18 protein-coding genes are annotated in these 17,023 nt (G+C 66.5%); 10 read left to right on the forward strand and 8 right to left on the reverse strand.

All coding sequences use genetic code 11. From position 1 onward, the window contains the following. Positions 1–76 precede the first annotated feature (76 nt). Positions 77–910 carry an SDR family oxidoreductase gene (locus tag ON29_RS00120; RefSeq protein ID WP_040864029.1) on the forward strand — a complete coding sequence of 278 codons (834 nt, stop codon included), beginning with the start codon at positions 77–79 and terminating at the stop codon, positions 908–910. Between the two features lie 43 nt (positions 911–953). On the opposite strand, the gene ON29_RS35520 is transcribed toward ON29_RS00120, so the two are convergent. The 3 genes from ON29_RS35520 to ON29_RS00135 form a co-directional block, all read right to left on the reverse strand. Further along, positions 954–1,358: a hypothetical protein gene (locus ON29_RS35520; RefSeq protein ID WP_157172609.1), complete on the reverse strand. Its 405-nt coding sequence runs from the start codon at positions 1,356–1,358 to the stop codon at positions 954–956. Positions 1,359–1,511: 153 nt separating this feature from the next. Then, positions 1,512–1,916 carry a hypothetical protein gene (locus ON29_RS00130; RefSeq protein ID WP_040864030.1) on the reverse strand — a complete coding sequence of 135 codons (405 nt, stop codon included), beginning with the start codon at positions 1,914–1,916 and terminating at the stop codon, positions 1,512–1,514. A gap of 9 nt (positions 1,917–1,925) precedes the next feature. Continuing rightward, positions 1,926–2,207 (reverse strand): hypothetical protein, encoded by a 282-nt coding sequence (locus ON29_RS00135; RefSeq protein ID WP_157172610.1) that lies wholly within the window; start codon positions 2,205–2,207, stop codon positions 1,926–1,928. Between the two features lie 729 nt (positions 2,208–2,936). Here ON29_RS00135 and ON29_RS36800 point away from each other — a divergent pair. Genes ON29_RS36800 through ON29_RS00155 form a run of 3 tightly spaced genes read left to right on the forward strand, consistent with a single transcriptional unit; the run spans position 2,937 to position 4,485 of the window. Next, entirely contained in the window at positions 2,937–3,119 is a 183-nt protein-coding gene (locus ON29_RS36800; protein ID WP_245548741.1) for a hypothetical protein, read from the forward strand. Then, complete coding sequence (locus ON29_RS00150; RefSeq protein ID WP_040864034.1) at positions 3,116–3,655, forward strand: DUF6879 family protein; 540 nt, start codon at positions 3,116–3,118, stop codon at positions 3,653–3,655. Before ON29_RS36800 ends, ON29_RS00150 begins: the two co-directional genes overlap by 4 nt. Further along, positions 3,652–4,485, forward strand: a complete 834-nt coding sequence (locus ON29_RS00155) for a helix-turn-helix domain-containing protein (protein WP_040864035.1) — start codon at positions 3,652–3,654, stop codon at positions 4,483–4,485. The genes ON29_RS00150 and ON29_RS00155 overlap by 4 nt, the downstream gene beginning before the upstream one ends. 168 nt (positions 4,486–4,653) lie before the next feature. On the opposite strand, the gene ON29_RS00160 is transcribed toward ON29_RS00155, so the two are convergent. After that, positions 4,654–5,937 (reverse strand): helix-turn-helix domain-containing protein, encoded by a 1,284-nt coding sequence (locus ON29_RS00160; protein WP_040864036.1) that lies wholly within the window; start codon positions 5,935–5,937, stop codon positions 4,654–4,656. Between the two features lie 285 nt (positions 5,938–6,222). Here ON29_RS00160 and ON29_RS00165 point away from each other — a divergent pair, with 285 nt between their 5' ends. Next, positions 6,223–6,483 (forward strand): hypothetical protein, encoded by a 261-nt coding sequence (locus tag ON29_RS00165; protein ID WP_040864037.1) that lies wholly within the window; start codon positions 6,223–6,225, stop codon positions 6,481–6,483. Positions 6,484–6,636: 153 nt separating this feature from the next. Here ON29_RS00165 and ON29_RS00170 read toward each other — a convergent pair whose 3' ends face one another. After that, positions 6,637–7,083 (reverse strand): NUDIX hydrolase, encoded by a 447-nt coding sequence (locus ON29_RS00170; RefSeq protein WP_245548743.1) that lies wholly within the window; start codon positions 7,081–7,083, stop codon positions 6,637–6,639. 1,561 nt (positions 7,084–8,644) lie between these two features. Continuing rightward, the gene (locus tag ON29_RS00180; protein ID WP_040864039.1) at positions 8,645–9,733 is read right to left on the reverse strand and encodes an XdhC family protein; all 1,089 of its coding nucleotides are present in this window, start codon (positions 9,731–9,733) and stop codon (positions 8,645–8,647) included. A gap of 382 nt (positions 9,734–10,115) precedes the next feature. Between ON29_RS00180 and ON29_RS00185 the strand changes: the two genes are divergently transcribed. From ON29_RS00185 to ON29_RS00205, 5 genes are read left to right on the forward strand one after another with little or no spacing between them, the layout of a single operon-like run. After that, positions 10,116–12,467 (forward strand): xanthine dehydrogenase family protein molybdopterin-binding subunit, encoded by a 2,352-nt coding sequence (locus tag ON29_RS00185; protein WP_040864040.1) that lies wholly within the window; start codon positions 10,116–10,118, stop codon positions 12,465–12,467. After that, positions 12,464–13,336: an FAD binding domain-containing protein gene (locus tag ON29_RS00190; protein WP_040864041.1), complete on the forward strand. Its 873-nt coding sequence runs from the start codon at positions 12,464–12,466 to the stop codon at positions 13,334–13,336. Before ON29_RS00185 ends, ON29_RS00190 begins: the two co-directional genes overlap by 4 nt. Next, entirely contained in the window at positions 13,329–13,850 is a 522-nt protein-coding gene (locus tag ON29_RS00195; RefSeq protein ID WP_040864042.1) for a (2Fe-2S)-binding protein, read from the forward strand. The genes ON29_RS00190 and ON29_RS00195 overlap by 8 nt, the downstream gene beginning before the upstream one ends. Continuing rightward, entirely contained in the window at positions 13,847–14,521 is a 675-nt protein-coding gene (locus ON29_RS00200) for an SRPBCC family protein (protein ID WP_040864043.1), read from the forward strand. Before ON29_RS00195 ends, ON29_RS00200 begins: the two co-directional genes overlap by 4 nt. Continuing rightward, positions 14,521–14,715 (forward strand): hypothetical protein, encoded by a 195-nt coding sequence (locus tag ON29_RS00205; RefSeq protein WP_040864044.1) that lies wholly within the window; start codon positions 14,521–14,523, stop codon positions 14,713–14,715. The genes ON29_RS00200 and ON29_RS00205 overlap by 1 nt, the downstream gene beginning before the upstream one ends. Positions 14,716–14,940: 225 nt before the next feature. On the opposite strand, the gene ON29_RS00210 is transcribed toward ON29_RS00205, so the two are convergent. Further along, positions 14,941–15,411: a DIP1984 family protein gene (locus ON29_RS00210; protein WP_040864045.1), complete on the reverse strand. Its 471-nt coding sequence runs from the start codon at positions 15,409–15,411 to the stop codon at positions 14,941–14,943. Positions 15,412–15,573: 162 nt separating this feature from the next. After that, positions 15,574–17,022, reverse strand: a complete 1,449-nt coding sequence (locus tag ON29_RS00215) for an MCE family protein (RefSeq protein WP_063825226.1) — start codon at positions 17,020–17,022, stop codon at positions 15,574–15,576. Between the last annotated feature and the right edge of the window lies 1 nt (position 17,023).

A 17,023-nucleotide genomic window follows, 5' to 3' on the forward strand; every position in this document is an offset into this window, starting at 1 on the left:
TTGCGAAAAATGAGAATGCCAATACCATTCGAGTGGTACCACCGGGTCGACGTGCCCGCCACGACCGAGGAGAACGATGCCGGACCAGGACCGACAGCTGATCGATCGCACCGTGGTGGTGTCCGGCGCGAGCCGCGGCATCGGCTTGGCGATCGCCCTCGCGGCCGCCGCCGAGGGCGCGAACGTGGTGCTGCTGGCCAAGACCGCAGAACCGCACCCCCGCCTGCCGGGCACCGTGCACACGGCGGCCGCCGAGGTGGAAGCCGCGGGCGGACGCGCCGCCGCCGTGGTCGGCGACGTACGCGACGAAGCGGACGTGCGGCGCGTCGTCGACACCGCGGTGCGGCGGTTCGGCGGCATCGATGTGTGCGTGAACAACGCCAGTGCGATCGCCACCGAACCGACCGAGCGGCTGCCGGTCAAGAAGTTCGACCTGATGCACGACATCAACATCCGCGGCATGTTCCTGCTCACCCAGGCCTGCCTGCCGCATCTGCGCGACTCGGCCAACCCGCACGTGCTGACCATCGCGCCCCCGATCAACCTGAACCCCCGGTGGCTGGGCGCCCACCCGGCCTACACCCTCTCCAAGTACGGCATGACGCTGCTGTCGCAGGGCTGGGCAGCCGAATTCGCCGACGCCGGAATAGGTTTCAACTGCCTGTGGCCGCAGACCTATATCGCCACCTCGGCGGTCGCGGCCCTGGCCGACGGCGAGCGGCAACTCGCGGCCGCCCGCAGCCCGCGGATCATGGCCGACGCCGCCCTCGCCATCCTGACCCGGCCGGCCGGGCAGGTCACCGGCAACTGCTTCATCGATGCGGACGCGCTGTCGTTCTACGCCGGGGTCGACGATCTGTCCGGATACGGCGGCGGCGAAAACCCCACGCCGGATTTGTTTCTGGACTGAGCGGGAGAGCCGGTGCGGCGCTGAGGCGCTACGGTGGTGGCAGCTACGGGATCGGCGTCCAGCCCCTCCACGGGCGGAAGCCGAGGCGGCCACGCAGGCAGTCGAGGCGGTGCTGCGCCTGCGGTGCATAGGAGGGGGTCTCCGCAGCGGTTTGCACCGCCATGCAGGTCATCCGCATTTCCCGGATGTCGCGCAGAAGCTCGAATCCTTCCCACGTAGTCACGTCGAAGCCGTAGGCCTCGGCGAAGTCGTCATACTCTTCTTTGCTGATCCAGCCGAATGACGTCATGCCCACCGACGTTGCCCAACAGCAAACCCATTCCGCCCGGCCCGGCGCGTTTCGGTCAGGGACCCCAGCACCGGTTGCATACACCGCGTCGGCGTCGGCGTGCTTCAGCGGCCATAACTTCCTCGACCGGTGAAATGTCAGCGCCACGTCGACGCGCATTCCTAACCCCTTGCTGGTACCCCGGACACTCGGTGCCGCGGTGAAAGACCCGTCCAGCCGTGGTGATGATGCCGATGGTGTCATCGGGAGGCCACGGCACCTTGAACTGACTGGGTCCGTGCCCCTGGGCTTCTCTCATCGCAACGACTCCAGTTACCGTCGCCCCTCTATCATTTCTCGGAACTCCTCCGCATGCGGTCCTGCCAGGGTGTATGTAACTGCGGCCGGTTCCGCCGGTCCATGCGCGCCCTTCGGTGCTCCAGGGACAATCGACTGCACCAATGCCTTGACCTCATCGAACGTCAACGCCTGCTGCGGTGCTGACGGATTGAAGTCGTTGATCTCACCACGGTTCAACGGCGTTCCGCCGCGGCGAGGCCAGTGCAGATCCAGCAGCGACAGCGGCTCCGCGGTCAGAATGGCGGCCAGCAAGTCCTCAACGCCCATCCAGTTGTGCCCGTGCTCAGCAGCAATGGCTGCCGCCCGCTTGAGCGCCACGATGGTTCCTGGCGCTGCCCCTGTGATCGTGACGGTTGACTCATCCCGCTCGGTGGTCATAGTCGGACCCTACCGAGCGCGGTACCGGGTGTCGCCCCCGAACTCCAGGATCTCCAGCGGTTCCGGGTAGCCGTAGAAGCCGCCGAAGCACCAGATCCGGGTGGATTTGCCGGGTGCCGGACACGCGACCTTGTCCTGGCGAGTCACCGGCTGCTCGGCGCAGCGGATAACGATCCCACCACCATCGACGCAATCCGAGATCGTGATTGCCCCGGCCGACCCCACGCCCAGCAGCATGGTGGCGAGCGTCAAGGCGACAGTGACGCCGAGGCGAGACATGAAGGTACGCATCAGCAACCCCCTAACTCTCAACTACGCCCTGCCTATACGACGGGGCGTCAGTGCTCGATTCAGCTATGCGGATTGAGACATTGGCTGACGTATGCTCAGGCCGTACGCCGTCCCACCGATTCAGGGCTGTCGCTGCCGCCACATATTCGGCGAGGCTCCCGACAGCGCGGGCCGCCCTGAGGTCTACACCGAACGAATCCGGTGCTGTGCCCGTGATGTCGGCGATCATCGTCCGGGCGGTGGGCTCGATGGCGCGCTTATCGTCAACCGGGGTCCAGTGGTCGATGGCTGGCACATGGACCAGCCAGCGGCTACCGCAGCAATGCACTCGTGCCGAATACTGCACCGTTCCTCGCTTTCACGGTCGGCGGGTAAGTGCCCGGAACCAGGGACCACTGAAGCTCGAGCGGCTCTCTCGCGGGTATCGACCTGGTGCCGGGGCTCGCATCTGACGGTAAAGTGCCTGGTCACAGCCATGCGATGCTTTTGCTTGGATTTGCTCCGGCCATATCTGGGCCGTTGACCGGAGGCGTCGAGACCAGCCACGATGACGTTGCTCGAGCAAATTCAGGCACTACGAGATCCAGGACGGTCGCCATGCGTTTACGATGCCTCGGTGTTGGTAGTCAGAACGGCACGTGCCCAACGCTTTTCGTCTCTGACCACGGGACATATGTCATCCAGGGGTGGCGCATTTGTCCTGATGGTTCTGCGATCGAGATTCCTCACATGCTGCTGGGATTTCTCGAACCAGGAACCTGCCTCGGCACCAAGCTGACGGATACCGGCCGCGGTACCTTCACGCTCAGTGGGACCCCAGTGACCGATTCGGGAGCCCTGCAGCAGATGAATCTGCCCGACCATGAAACTGCCATCGAGGTGGCGAAGGGAAAGGAGATTCGGCCCGTATGAAGCTGATCCGGGGTGAGGAGTTTGTCGATCTCTTCCGCGCAGGTGAGTGGGAGCGGGCCTTTCACCTGGAGACCCGAGACGAGTACTTTGTCGCCGACGAGCACGAACCCTTCCGCAAGTTTCTCGCTGGGGAGCCCGACAACTACGAATGGTGCCGTTCCTGGGATGACCTCATAAAGGACGTCACGTCGACCGGCAAGCGGGTCCATCGGGTCCGGCTGGTCAGTGTGCCGCATGTCGATTACACGCGGTTTGGTCTCACGATCGCCCCCTTGAACATCGAGGCGGGCGAGGAGATCAAGTGGCTTCCCCGTCTTCTGATCAACCCAGCCGAGTTGGCCAGTGACGACTACTGGTTGTTCGATGACCGCCTGGTAGTCTTCGTCACCTTCAAGGAGGATGGTGACTTCGGCGGGTTTGCCGTTACCGACGATTCGGTGATTGCGGCCCACTGCACGGCGGTGCGCGACAAGGTGTGGGACGTGGGAATCCCGCACGCCGAGTACGTCGAGAGCGACTACGCCGCTGCCAAGTGACCAGCTCCAGCGTTCGTGGTGCCAGAGAGGCGTTAGGCGCCCGGCTTCGGGATCTCCGCAAAGACGCGGGCCTCTCTGGTGTCCAGCTGGCCGAGCTAGCCGGATGGCATTCCTCGAAGGTGTCGAAGATCGAGGGTGGTAAGCAGACGCCATCCGAGGATGACATCCGCGTTTGGTGCCGACACTGCAAGGCCGAGCAGCAGGTAGCCGACCTTATTGCCACCCTGCGCAACGTCGAAGCGGCGTATGTCGAATGGAAGCGAATCGCCGGTATCAAGCGCAAGCAGCAGCAACTCCACACGCTGGAGGAGGAGACGCGCCTGACTCGCTGGTTCGAGCCGGTCATCATGCCGGGCCTTCTCCAAACCCAGGACTACATGCGAGCACTACTCGGCAAAGTGACCGCGTTCTATGGCCACGACGAACCGCTGGAGGACGGAATAGCGGCCCGCCTCGACCGCCAGCAGGTCCTGCAGCGCGGCAACCACCGGTTCAACTTCGTTCTGGCCGAGCAAGTCTTGTACACCACGGTTGGCACGGACAGCGTGATGATCGGTCAGCTAGACCACCTGCTCGCAATGACGCGTCGACCGAATGTCGTCGTCAGCATGATCCCGACCATGTCCGACTACCAGGTGCCGACGACGAACTTCGTCATCTTCGATCGCAAGGTGGTCCACGTCGAGACCATCACGGCTGAGCTGACCATCACGCAGCCGCGTGAACTCATCCTCTACGAGCAAGCATTCCGGACTCTTCTGAATCAGGCCGTCGTGGGGGAAGCAGCCCGCGTGTTGATCGGTAAGGCGATGAGACAACGACGACCATAGGGACGCACCCTAGCCCTGGCACGCGGCGTAAGATCAGCCTGCTTTTATCCAGCGTTTGATCAAGACGAAATTATCGAAATGGTCCACGTCGTGAGCGACACGCATCGAACGCTCGATCGGGCCAAGCATTTGTATCCCTGACTGCCTCGATCGTCCGGCTGTCGCACGTTACGAGGAGCGCTCCGCCCAAATCCCCAGAAACTCCCGAACTTCGGGTACTGCGGCATGCGGTCGAACGGCAGTGGCTATGCCATTCAACTTCTGGTGCACACGGGTGGAGGCAATCTGGCTGATGCCGTCGAAATGGTTCGTCAGAACCCGGCAGCCTTCACCAATCTCGCCGGCTCTGACCAGGTTGCGGCTGAGCAGCACGTACCACTCGGCTTGCTCGCGCGGCCATGCCGACGATCCCTCGATGGCCGCTCTGATCTGTTCCGAGGCGGCTTTGTGGTCACCGAGGTACATCTGCATCATGCCGGTCATGCCGCTCAGCAGTGCATCAGGCAGATAGACCCATTCAGGGTCGAACCCCCGACTGGATTCGTACGCACGGTAGGCCCGACTCAGCGCATCGGTGACAGCCGTTCTATTTCCGACCGGATCTTGCATTCCTAAGGCGTCGGCTTCCCGAATCGCCATGAGCGAGCGCAGCCTCGGGCCACCGTGACTCATCGCTGCCCGCGAGGCAGTCTGGGCGTACTGCACCGCTTGCCTAGTTCCCGCAGGGGTGCCGCCGTTCAGCTCGGTAAGCAGCGAACTGGCGTTACCCAACGCATGCGCGACTGCGATTCCATCACTGGCTGCGGTGGCGGCTTGGGCGGCGTCGGCGTAGTAGCGACGCGCATCCTCCAAGCGTCCCGCGTCGTAGTGAACCCAACCCGCCGCAACCATCATCTCGGCTGCAGCGCTGGTCAGTGTTCGGCCAACGTCATCGCTGTACGTGCCGTTGTCCAGCAGCTGGACGACGTAGCGCACTTCGTTGGCCGCGACATGGCACAGCCGGTCGCCACCTACCAGTAGGTCCAGCTCGTGAATCTCGTTCACCGTTGCGTTGATCTCGGCAACCTCACCAGCGCCGATTCGGACGCTGCCCGCTGTTGACGAGGTGGCCTGCGCGGAACGACTCGCCGCCGAAGACATGGCCACGCCTGCACCGATCGCACCAGTTCGTAGGAAGTTGCGACGGTTCACATCCGCCTCCTCGTTCGACTCCACAACCAGTATGGCAAGCGGTATGTGGAGCGCCTTGGCTACTCGGCGTAGTACTCGCACATCGTGCACGGCGGCACCGTCGCGTTCGAGCTGAGAAATTGCAGGCTGAGTATAACCGAGAATGGCACCGAGATCAGCCTGCGTCATGCCGAGCGACTTGCGGATACGACGAATAACCTCACCCGTTGTCATGTGCATCCCCGCCGCCCCCGCTCTCTTCTGAACGTTCATCTGCAACATCGAATTGAATATGCGAACTCGTTGCCATGCAATGCGTTTGACCCCTGCAGCCCAGCTTATACGGTTCTCCTTATATTTCAGAACCTTCGGCTATTTGCGCCGTTGAACGGCCCGAAACACCCCTTACGGTCGGGTCGGTACCCGCCACCGAGGTGACGCCGTAACCCTCCGCGGCGCACCGGTCGCCCAACGGCGCGGTGAACCGGTGGCCTAAACAGCCCTCGGTGACGGGTACCACCGTTCACCGCCCCGACCGGAAACCACCGCACCGAGGAGAGATCCGACATGCACTCACTCGCCATTCACCAGATGACCGCGCTTCGCGGCCAGGAAAGCCACCGGGCGCCGACAGAACGGTTCAGCATCGACCAAGCGCACCAGATGATGCAGTTCCACGTCGCCTGCCGAGCCAACCGCTGCTACCTGCGCAAGGTTGCCGCACTGCACGCTCTAACCGAGTCCGGCCGCGCTGTTCCCTACGCCACCAAACCCGCGGCAATTCTGACTGCCAGTATGGATGCGGCCACGGGCGCGGCCTCGTGGTAGTGCGGCGCTGCCCGGGAATCAGCGGTAGATTCGCCAAAAAATTGGATGTCGCGCGAACAGATGAGCGAGGTCATCGACCAACTCATCGACTGGATGATCCTGTAGATCCGGGCCGAGGTCGGGTGCCCCACAAGGCACCCGACTAGCGACTTCCTACCACCCGTACACCGAGAACGGCTGACCAACGGCGATCGAGACCAGCGCCGCCCGGCAATACGCAATCATCCGGTCGGGCAGCTCGGCTGGCGAGAACCATTCCAGCGCATCGCACTTGTCCGGTTCCTGATTGGTCGGAGTCCCGGCCCAGGTCCGGACCAGGAAGAAGAACGCAGCCCGGCCGCCGGAACTAGAGTTGTGCATCACATGCGCGAATTGCACATCTTTGGGGGCGATCACCACTCCGATCTCCTCGGCGGCCTCGCGGACGAGCGCATCAACGACTGACTCGCCGGACTCGAGGTGGCCGGACGGCAGATGCCAGCTTCCATCTTCGTATCCCGTGTCGGCCCGACGGCCGAACAGGTACCGCCCCTGGTCGTCGACCAGCATCAGGTGTACGTCCCCGATCAGCTTGTGCCGCTCGGTCACTGTCGCGCTCACAGCGTTCTCCTCTCGATCCATTGGCGCCGGCTGGCGTGCGCCGCCACCCGTGCCGCCCATATTCCGATATCGAATAGCCCAGGAGTGCAAATGACCACGCCCGCTGTCCTCTACCGACGAGACGGCTATCTCAGAATCCAGCCGCAAGCGCCTGGCTGGCTGCTGGCCATCATTTCGTTCAACACCGCAGCGAGAGCTGGCAGGGCCGAAGCCCGGCTGCCAGAGTCGGAACGCCGCGGCTACTCGGCAACCCTCATCAACCGCCAGGCAGGGCGACATCGGCTTCGGGACTCGACGAGCGGGCCTGAACGGCGGAACTCGTGATGGGCGTGCAGGGCTTCGCGGATACACCGCAGTCGCGTTGCCAGTTCTATCGCACGAATTGTCAGTTGCCCACGGTGGTCGACCCGGACTCGGGTCTGATCACAATGCGGGCAGGGCCGGTGTGGGGCGTAATGATGCCTATTGCTCTCGGCCAAGCCGTGAAGGCCGACCTCGAGCAGCGGCGACTCGGCGGCGGCCCGATCCTGTCCCATCCGCGGTCCAGCACCTGGACCTTCCTGACTCGCTCGGACATCTCGCAGAAGCTGCTCGACGACACCGGCGCCGAACTGTTTCGCCATGGGGTAACTGTGCTCGGTACGGGTGTCGAGATCAGGCTGCCTACGCCGTCCGCATCGCTGAATTCCCTCCGGTACTGGGTCAGCCCCGCCCGGGGCCCATTCCGTCCGTCCGGAGTAGTGGTCGTTGAGTCGATCCGCGCACGGACCGCGCGCAGGTCGATATCGGAGTCGATGCGGCATCGGAGGCACCATGCTCTGTAACGCAGTGCAGCTACACGGCACAATCTGTTGTCCGAGATGCGGCGACGAGCTTTCGTTGGCCGGGGGCTGCCTTGGTGTCCACGTGAACGCCGACGAGTCCGACGCCTGCGACTTCTCCAGCCTCATGGACGCCGTGAAGGTGCACGCCCGATGAGCGACGAGCAGCTGACCGGAAATGACCTCGACCGATTGATCGAGGCGTTACGGCAAGTGCCAGACGCCGACGACCCGGACTCGCAAGATCAGTGGCTTGATAGCCCGGTCCACTGGTTGAGTGACAACCAGGGCAACTGGTCGCCGGTCTATGCCGACGGTCGGGTTGGCGCGCATTCGTTTTCGTTCACCCAGATGGCCGCCTTCCGGGGTGAAGACCTCGGCCCGTTCCTGGAGGCATTGATCGCCGCACAGATCGTGCCGGATACCACCGCGTCGGCTTGGACGAGTTCAGCGAAGCCTGGAAGGGAGTCATCGAATGGACGGATTCGGAGTCGACAGTGTCGGAACTGGGGCCGGACAGCCATGGCCGCTAGGAAAGTTTTCGTTACGCTCGGTCGATTCGTTCTCTGCGGCCCGCGATGGGCTGAGAGTGACCGGCGGTGCAGGTGGCGTAGCCCGCTCGTCTGGATTCGGGCTCGGTAAAACCGGCTGGTTGCTTACGAGGTGAACCACTTGATGTACTGGTTGCTCGGTTCGATGATCTTGGCGGATAAAGGCACGGACTGCTGGAGTGATCGCAGTCAGATGCCGATGGCTTCTTTCGCGGCGACCCGTATTTCATCGGGGTGGATAGGCCGTTCCGTACTGGACAGCGACTGCGTGGAGCCCCCGCGCCGGACGGCGATGATCTCGGCGCCGATGGCCACGGCCGTCTCCTCCGGTGTCCGACCGCCCAATTCCAAGCCGATCGGCGAATGCAGCCGCCGCAGTTCGTCTTCGGTGAGACCGGCGGCGCGTAACTGAAACCTGCGGTCCCGGTCGGCCCGGCGCGACCCCATCGCGCCTACGTATGCCACGGGCAGGCGCAGCGCTTCGGTGAGCACCGGGATATCGAACTTCGGATCGTGGGTCAGGACGCAGATCACCGTGCGCGCATCGACTTGCGTGCCCCGCAGATACCGGTCCGGCCAGTCCCGGACCACTTCGTCGGCGTCCGGCATCCGGGCATGATCGGCGAAGGCGGGACGCGCCTCACACACGGTGACGTGGTACCCGAGCAGCCGGCCGACCCGGCACAGCGCGGTGGCGAAATCGGTGGCGCCGAAGATCAGCATGCGCGGTGCGGGGGCGAAGGATTCGACGAACACCGTGCGCTCCCGGTCCGCGCAGCCCACGACGCGCACACCGGTCGCGCCGAGGTCGAGCATCGCGCGCGCTTGGCGCACCACCGCGTCATCGAAGTCGGCGCCGGTGGCACTCGCGGGCCCCAGCGCGCCCACGGCGCCGGAGTCCAAGTCGCGCACGAACGTCATCGGACCGTCCGGATCGAGCGCGGCCTCGACGGCCGGATACTCGCTCGGGGTGATCCGGTGCACGAAGATCTCCAGCTCTCCGCCACAGGTCAGGCCGACCGCGAAGGCGTCGGCGTCGCTGTAACCGAACGTCCGGCGGACGGGTTCGCCGGACGCGAGCACCTCTCGGCACAGCTCGTAGACCGCACCCTCCACACAACCGCCCGACAGGCTGCCGCGCACGTTCCCGGATCCGTCCACCGCCATGGTCGCGCCGGCCGGCCGGGGCGCGCTACCGGCCACGCGTACCACGGTGGCGAGCACGTACTCGGCGTTCGCGACATGCCAGCGCAGCAGGTGGGCAGCGAGTTCGCGCATGGTGAACCTCTCGGCGATCGTCGCCCCGCACGGAGGCGCCTTCCGGCCCGCCCCGTCCGGCGTCTTCGCCTGCCGAAGCGGTGAGAATGGTATTCTCATCCAATACTAGCGTCATAATCATTTTCGACATAGGCGGAATTGACAGCGTGCGAACCTCGATGCTAAACACGTGCTCAGCATTCGCGAACGGCAACCGATCGGCGCCCCGGCACGAGGCTTGCCCCCGGCTCGGGGGCCCCGCCCCCGATGTCCGGATTCGCCGGGGCGACGACCGCGATGCGGGCGCGCCGCCCGGCGCCCGAGGTGAACGGAGGACCAACCGGATGACTTCGCCCGAGCCGCCCCGCGGCCGATCCCGCTCGATGCACCTGCGAGCCCCCCGATGACCCGGACCGAGTTCAGCACCACGACCGGTGTCGTCGGCACGCGAGTGCCGCGCATCGAGGACGCGCGCCTGGTGACCGGCAAGGGAACCTTCGTCGACGACGTCACCCGGCCGGGGATGGCGCACGCGTGCTTCATCCGCAGCCCGCTCCCCCGCGCCGCGATCGGCGACATCGATGTCTCCGCCGCACTCGAACTCGACGGCGTGCTGGCCGTCTACACCGCCGCGGACCTCAATTCCGGCGTCCACGAGATCTCCTACGCGCTGGACATCGTCGGTTTCCCGCCGGTGCCACGGCCGCCGCTGGCCGAGGAGGAGGTGCGGTTCGTCGGCGACCCGGTGGCCCTGGTGATCGCGGTCGACCGGTACGTGGCCGAGGATGCCGCCGAACTGGTGGTCATCGACTACGAGCCACTGGAACCGGTGGTCGACTACGTCACCGCGGCGGATTCGCCGAACCTGGTGCACGCCGCGTTCGCCGGGAACAACGCGGGCGAATTGGGCGGACGCCCCGCCGCCGATCTGGCGCCATTGTTCGATTCGGCCGCGCATGTGGTGCGGCAGACGATCTTTCAGCAGGCATACCTGCCGGTCCCGCTGGAGACGCGCGGGATCGTCGCGGAGTGGTCGGCGCCGACCGCGGAGATGACGATCTGGAGCTCCACCCAGTCACCGCACGAAGTGCGCGGGTTCTGCGCCCGGCTGCTCGGGATCGCCGAACACCAGGTGCGCGTCATCGCCCGCGACACCGGCGGCGGATTCGGCCTCAAGCAGGTCCCGTTGCGCGAGGACGCCTGCGTCCTGCTGGCGGCACGCAAACTCGGCACCGCGGTGAAGTGGATCGAGGACCGCCAGGAGAACCTGATGGCCGCGGGCATGTCGCGCCATGAGCACGCCGACGTCGGGATGGCGTTCGACAGCGAAGGGAAGATCCTCGCCGCCGCCATCGACCACGTGCAGAACGTGGGCGCCTATCCGACGCCGTCGCCGCTAACCGGCGGGGTCGTGGTCGGGATCCTGTTCCCCGGGCCGTACCGGATCACGGACGCCTCGTTCACCGCGAAATTCCGGTACTCCAACACCGTCGGCCGCCTCGCCTACCGTGGCCCGTGGCAGTTCGAATCGGTGGCCCGCGAGATCCTGCTCGACCACGCCGCCCGGCAGATCGGCATCGACCCGATCGAGCTGCGCAGGCGGAACATGCTGCGCCGTGACGAGTTGCCGTGGGCGAACCCGAACGGCATGACCTTCGACAACATCTCACCGCTGGAAACGCTGGAGCAAGCGGTCCGGATGCTGGATTACGAAGGCTTCCGCGAGCTGCAACGCCGAGCCCGCGCCGAAGGCCGCTACCTCGGCGTCGGCACCTGCACCTATGTGGAGCCGACCACCGGCGGCAGCCCGTTCCTGAGCACCGAGGGCGCCACCATCCGCATCGAGCCGAGCGGCAAGGTGAACGTCTACGTCGCGGGCGGCTCCGCGGGCAACAGCTTGGAGACCACCGTCGTCCAGCTCGCCGCCGACGCGCTCGGGGCGGAGCTGGCGGATGTGCGAACCATCCAGGGCGACACCGCGATCACACCGTTCGGCGGCGGTACCGGTGGCAGCCGGTCCGGCTCGATGACCGCGGGCGCGATCGCCCGCACGGCGTCGATGCTGCGCGAACGCATCCTGGCGATCGCCGCGCACCGGCTGGGCGCGAGCGCCGACGACATCGAGTTCAGCCGCAGCCGGGCCACCGTCCGCGGGGCGCCCGACAAGAGCTTGTCACTGGCCGAGATCGCCGAAATCGCCTACTTCCAGACCGATTCGCTGCCGCCGGGGGTACCGCCCGGGCTGGAGGCGAGCGGACGCCACAAGACCCCGCAGCTGGCGATCTGGGCCAACGCCACCCACGTGTGCACCTGCGAGGTCGACATCGAGACCGGACAGGTGAAGCTGCTGCGCTACATCGTCAGTGAGGACTGCGGTCCGATGATCAACCCCAACGTCGTCGAAGGCCAGATCTACGGCGGCACCGTGCAGGGCATCGGCGGCGCGCTCTACGAGCATCTCGCCTACGACGAAAGCGGCAATCCGGTGGCCACCACCTTCCTGGACTACCTGCTGCCGACGGCCACCGAAGCGCCGACGATCGAGGTGGGGCATATCGAGACCCCGAGCCCGGGTCCCGGCAACTTCAAAGGCGTCGGCGAGGGCGGGGCCATCGGGGCCACCCCGGCCGTCCTGAACGCCGTGATCGACGCGCTGGCGCCGTTCGGGGTGGAGATCTCGAAGCTGCCGCTGTCCCCGGCCACGATCGTGGCACTGCTGGACGAGGCGCGTGCCGCCGGAAAGGGTCCCGAATGAAGCCGGCGAGCTTCGAATACCACGCACCCGCGACCGCCGAGGAGGCCGTGGCCCTCCTGTCCGATCTCGGTGACGAGGCCAAGATCATCTCCGGCGGGCAGAGTCTCGTCCCGATGCTGGCATTGCGGCTGGCCGTCTTCGAACATCTCGTCGACCTGCGCCGCCTGGACGACCTGCGCGGCATCGAGACCGAGGGAGATTCCGTCCGGATCGGCGCGGCGACCACCCACGCGGAGGTCGGCCGCTCCGAGGACGTTCGCCGAGGAGTGCCGCTGCTCGCCAGGGCCACTCCACTCATCGGGCACTTCCAGATCCGCAACCGGGGAACGATCGGCGGCGCGATCGCGCACGCCGACGCCGCGGCCGAATACCCCGTGGTGGCACTGACCCTCGACGCCCGTATCGAGACACTCTCGCCGCGCGGGAGGCGCACGATCCCGGCAGCCGAGTTCTTCACCGGCATGTGGACCACCGACCTGGCGCCCGATGAGCTGGTCACCGCGATCGTCTTCCCCGTGTGGCACGGCCGATGCGGCTTCGCCATCGAGGAATTCACGCGCCGCAGTGGGGATTTCGCGATGGCGGGCGCGGCCGTGGCGGTCCGGCTGGACGCGGATTCCCGCGTCGAGCGGTGCGCGATCGGCTTGTTCGGCCTGGCGCCGACCCCGCTGCGGGCCACGCGGACCGAAGCCGAGCTGATCGGGCGTCCCGCCGATGCGACGCCGGAGGAGATCGGCCACAGCGCGACCGCGGGACTGAACGCGATCTCGTCGGATGTGCACGGCTCCGCCGACTACCGGCGCAGGGTCGGAGCGGCAATGGTGGCGCGCGCATGGCGGCGCGCCGTAGAGGAGGCCGGGAATGACTGACGTCGACATCGAGGTGCGCATCAACGGCGCCCTCCGCCGGGACCGCGTGCCGCCCCGGCTCACCTTGGCCGACTATCTGCGCGACAAGTGCGGTCTGACCGGCACCCATCTCGGGTGCGAGCACGGCGTGTGCGGGGCCTGCACGGTCATGCTCGACGGACAGGCCGTACGGGCCTGCCTGGTGTTCGCCGTGCAAGCCGACGGCGCCGAACTCACCACCGTCGAAGGCATCGCCGGACCCGACGGCGAACTGTCGCCGGTGCAGGCGGCGTTCCGGGAAAAGCACGGCTTGCAGTGCGGCTTCTGCACCCCCGGCTTCATCGTGTCGGCCACGGCGTTCCTGCGCGACAACCCCGATCCCTCCGAATCCGAGATCCGCGAGGCCATTTCCGGGAACCTGTGCCGGTGCACCGGATATCAGGGCATCGTCCACGCGGTGCGCGCCGCCGCCGATTCGATGAACGCCGAGACCGAGACCCGCGAGGCACGCGTGAGCACCGAAGGACTTCCATGAAACTCGACAACACCTTCACCATCCCGGTTCCGGCTGCGCAGGCCTGGCAGGTGCTGCTGGACCTGGAGCGCATCGCCCCGTGCGTTCCCGGCGCGATGATCACCTCCCGGGAGGGCGACGACTTCCACGGCAAGGTCAAGGTCAAGCTCGGACCCGTGGGGCTGAGCTACAGCGGCGTCATCAAAGTCGTCTCCCAGGACGAGGCCGCCGGTATCGCCGTGCTGGAGGGCCGCGGCCGCGAAACCCGCGGCAACGGAACGGCCAAGGCCACTATCACCTGCCGACTCGTCGAAACCGACGGCAGCACGGACGTTTTCGTGGACACCGATCTGGCGATCACCGGCAAGCCCGCGCAATTCGGGCGCGGCGCGCTCGCCGACGTGGCGGGCACGCTCATCGGCCAGTTCGCCACCAATCTCGCCGACGAGATCACCGCGTCGGCCACCCCGGAAGCGGACATCGTCGAGGCGGTCTCGAAAGCAGGCGACGTCGCGACACCGGCCGCCTCGCCCACGGCGACCGCGCCGCGCAAGCCGGCCGAGCCGATCGACCTGCTCCGAGCCGCAGGCGGGAGCGGCGCCACGCGCCTGAGCGGGCTGGCCTTCGCCGGCGTACTCGTCCTGCTGCTCGCCCTCCTGCTGCGCAAACGCTCCGCCCGATCGGCGCCCTGATGACCCGGCATATCGCGCGCATGTGGCACATCCACATCGACACCGGCGCTTTCGCCGTGGACTACCAGGCGGGCGCGGCGCAGATCGCGGACGTGGTCGCCGAGTTGGGCGCCCACACCGGATTCGTGATCACCGTCGACGACAACGTCCGCCCCGGCCTGCCTCTCCTGCCGTGCGGGGAACTCTGGGAATAACGAGGCGTGGAGTGCCCCTTGCCCACCCTCGTCGTCACGGATCTGCACATGGTGGTGTGCTGTGTGCTGTGCACTGTCTCTTGTGCGCGGTGCTGGGCTGCGGTGTGAGAAGGGGAATCGAACCCCTCGCACTGCCCATCGTGCGCCGGAAAGTGGCCGGAATATCCCGTCCGGCCCCGGGTTCGTGCACGCCTCCGCGACGACTACCTGCTCCACTCCCTCAGGTCAGTCCAGCAGCTCGACCTCCCAGTTGGAGCGCTGGATGCGCACGTCGAGTTCACGCAGCTGCCTGGCGAGGTCGTCGGCCTGACCGCGCAGTTCGGCCACCGGCAACGCGGACAACATCTTCAGCTCCGACCGTAGCTGGCGCGCGTACCCCGGCTGCCCCTTGCCCGCCGCCGCGTCGGCGGCGGCCGTGACCAGGGAGTGCCGCAGGCGCAACGCGTCCCGGCGGGCCAGTGCGTCGGTCAAGGTGCCGTCGGTTCCGATCCGCGCCGCGGCGTTGGTGCGATTGATGCGCCGGATCAGCGTCTCGTACTCGCCGAGCACCTCCTGCGCCTCGATGAGCAGTGCCGCCGCGTTCTCGGCGGGTTCCTCCCCCTCCTGGAATCGCGCATTGCTCACAACGCGAGCACGCAACTGCTCGATCCGCCGCGCCGCATCCGCGCGCAAGGTCAACGCCTCCGCCAGCTTCAAGTCCCTTACCTCCCCGATCTCGACTCGTGCGGGTCGAGTATGTGTCATTCGGCGGCACGAGTCACGCGAATTAGCCACTGCCCCGGGCGCTTCGAATTCGCGCTCACCGTCGCCACGCGCATGGTCTCGTCGTGCCGGAGCCGATCGCCGAGACCGCGGCGGTCAGTGCGGCAGCATGTCGGTCCAGCCCCGGCCGGGCGCGGACGCCAGGTCGCTCTGCTGGTAGAGACGGCCGTCCGGGCCCAGGTAGTTACCGGTCCGGGGGTCGTATCGGGCGATGCCGATCGAGGGGCCCGCGGAGTTCGCGGGAGCCGACGCGGGCGCGGCCGGTGGTGGCGCTCCCGGGGACCAGCGTGCATCCGGCGGAATGCCTTGCCCTTCCAGGCCCGGGTCGCGCGGGTAGGGGCCCAGCAGGGGTTGCTCGGTGGCGAGCGGCCGGAACTCCTCGTCGCTGTTGCACAGCGCGGCGGTCGGCGCCCGCTTGGCGGGGTTGTTCGCGCACGGGATGTTGCGCACGCCGCGCACCGCGATATCGGAATCCTGGGGCAGTTTGCAGTACAGCCCGTCCGGGGTGTCGATGGTGTCGGTATCCTCCGGCGATCGCCACGCCGACGGCGGCAGGAAACCGACCGTGCAGGCGGGCGGATCGGAGATGCCCCCGAGCCGGAAGTCGCCCAGGCCCAGCCCGGAGGCGTTGCGATTCGGTTGCACCGCCTGGATCATCGAGATCGCCGGCGGCAGCAGCACCAGGATCTGCTCCAGCCCGGCGTTGTAGGTCACGCCGAGTTGCCCGATGGACGTCAGGTCGGACAGCAGGATCGGCAGCGTGAGCTTCACCGAGTCAAGCAAATGCGCGACCTCCGTGGTGAATCCGGGTCCGGACCGCAACAAAGCGCGGATCCGGGGGTCGTCGGCGACGAGCTGACCGCTGACGCCGGCGAGGCTGCGCGTCCAGATCCGGATGGCGTCGGCGGATCGCACCTGGGAATCCAGCAGCGGCCGGGAATCTTCGATCAGCGTGCGGGTCCGGTCCCCGGCTCCGTTCAACTCGGCGGCCAGCGTCTGCGCCGAAGTCAGCAGCGAGTCCAGATCGTCTCGGGCCCCGCGCATGCCCCGGAAGAGTTCGTCGAGCAGTTCGTGCAGCTTGTCGGTCGGGATGCTGCCCACAAGGCCGCTGAGCTCGTCCAGCATCGGGCCGACCGGCTGCGGAACCGTGGTGTGGCGCAGGTCGATCACCGAGCCGTCGCGCAGGTAGGGCGGCGAGTCCGTGCGGGGCCGCAGCTCGACGTACTGTTCGCCCACCGCGGACACGCTGCGCACCTCCGCGGTGAGGTCGGCGGGGATGTGGTGGGAGCTGTCGATCTTCAACGTGGCCCGCACGCCGTCGCCGGTCAGGTCGACCGAGCTCACCTCGCCCACTTCGACGCCCCGATAGGTGACATTGCCGAAGCGATAGAGCCCACCGGTCGTGGGCAGCTCCATGGACACGCTGATGGTGCCGACACCCGCCAGGCTGGGCAGTCGCATGTAAACGGTCGCCATCGTGGTCAGCCCGACCACCGACAGGACAGCGAAGATCAGCAATTGGGCACGGACGAAACGCGACAGCAGC

Source organism: Nocardia exalbida NBRC 100660 (assembly GCF_000308575.1).
Classification (GTDB): domain Bacteria; phylum Actinomycetota; class Actinomycetes; order Mycobacteriales; family Mycobacteriaceae; genus Nocardia; species Nocardia exalbida.

Coding starts and splice junctions, on each gene's coding strand:
- ON29_RS00205 (WP_040864044.1), top strand. CDS start 14,521: ATGACCCGGCATATCGCGCGCATGTGGCACATCCACATCGACACCGGC.
- ON29_RS00120 (WP_040864029.1), top strand. CDS start 77: ATGCCGGACCAGGACCGACAGCTGATCGATCGCACCGTGGTGGTGTCC.
- ON29_RS00200 (WP_040864043.1), top strand. CDS start 13,847: ATGAAACTCGACAACACCTTCACCATCCCGGTTCCGGCTGCGCAGGCC.
- ON29_RS00165 (WP_040864037.1), top strand. CDS start 6,223: ATGCACTCACTCGCCATTCACCAGATGACCGCGCTTCGCGGCCAGGAA.
- ON29_RS00160 (WP_040864036.1), bottom strand. CDS start 5,937: ATGTTGCAGATGAACGTTCAGAAGAGAGCGGGGGCGGCGGGGATGCAC.
- ON29_RS00190 (WP_040864041.1), top strand. CDS start 12,464: ATGAAGCCGGCGAGCTTCGAATACCACGCACCCGCGACCGCCGAGGAG.
- ON29_RS00185 (WP_040864040.1), top strand. CDS start 10,116: ATGACCCGGACCGAGTTCAGCACCACGACCGGTGTCGTCGGCACGCGA.
- ON29_RS00195 (WP_040864042.1), top strand. CDS start 13,329: ATGACTGACGTCGACATCGAGGTGCGCATCAACGGCGCCCTCCGCCGG.
- ON29_RS00150 (WP_040864034.1), top strand. CDS start 3,116: ATGAAGCTGATCCGGGGTGAGGAGTTTGTCGATCTCTTCCGCGCAGGT.
- ON29_RS36800 (WP_245548741.1), top strand. CDS start 2,937: ATGCTGCTGGGATTTCTCGAACCAGGAACCTGCCTCGGCACCAAGCTG.
- ON29_RS00135 (WP_157172610.1), bottom strand. CDS start 2,207: ATGCGTACCTTCATGTCTCGCCTCGGCGTCACTGTCGCCTTGACGCTC.
- ON29_RS00180 (WP_040864039.1), bottom strand. CDS start 9,733: ATGCGCGAACTCGCTGCCCACCTGCTGCGCTGGCATGTCGCGAACGCC.
- ON29_RS00130 (WP_040864030.1), bottom strand. CDS start 1,916: ATGACCACCGAGCGGGATGAGTCAACCGTCACGATCACAGGGGCAGCG.
- ON29_RS35520 (WP_157172609.1), bottom strand. CDS start 1,358: ATGCGCGTCGACGTGGCGCTGACATTTCACCGGTCGAGGAAGTTATGG.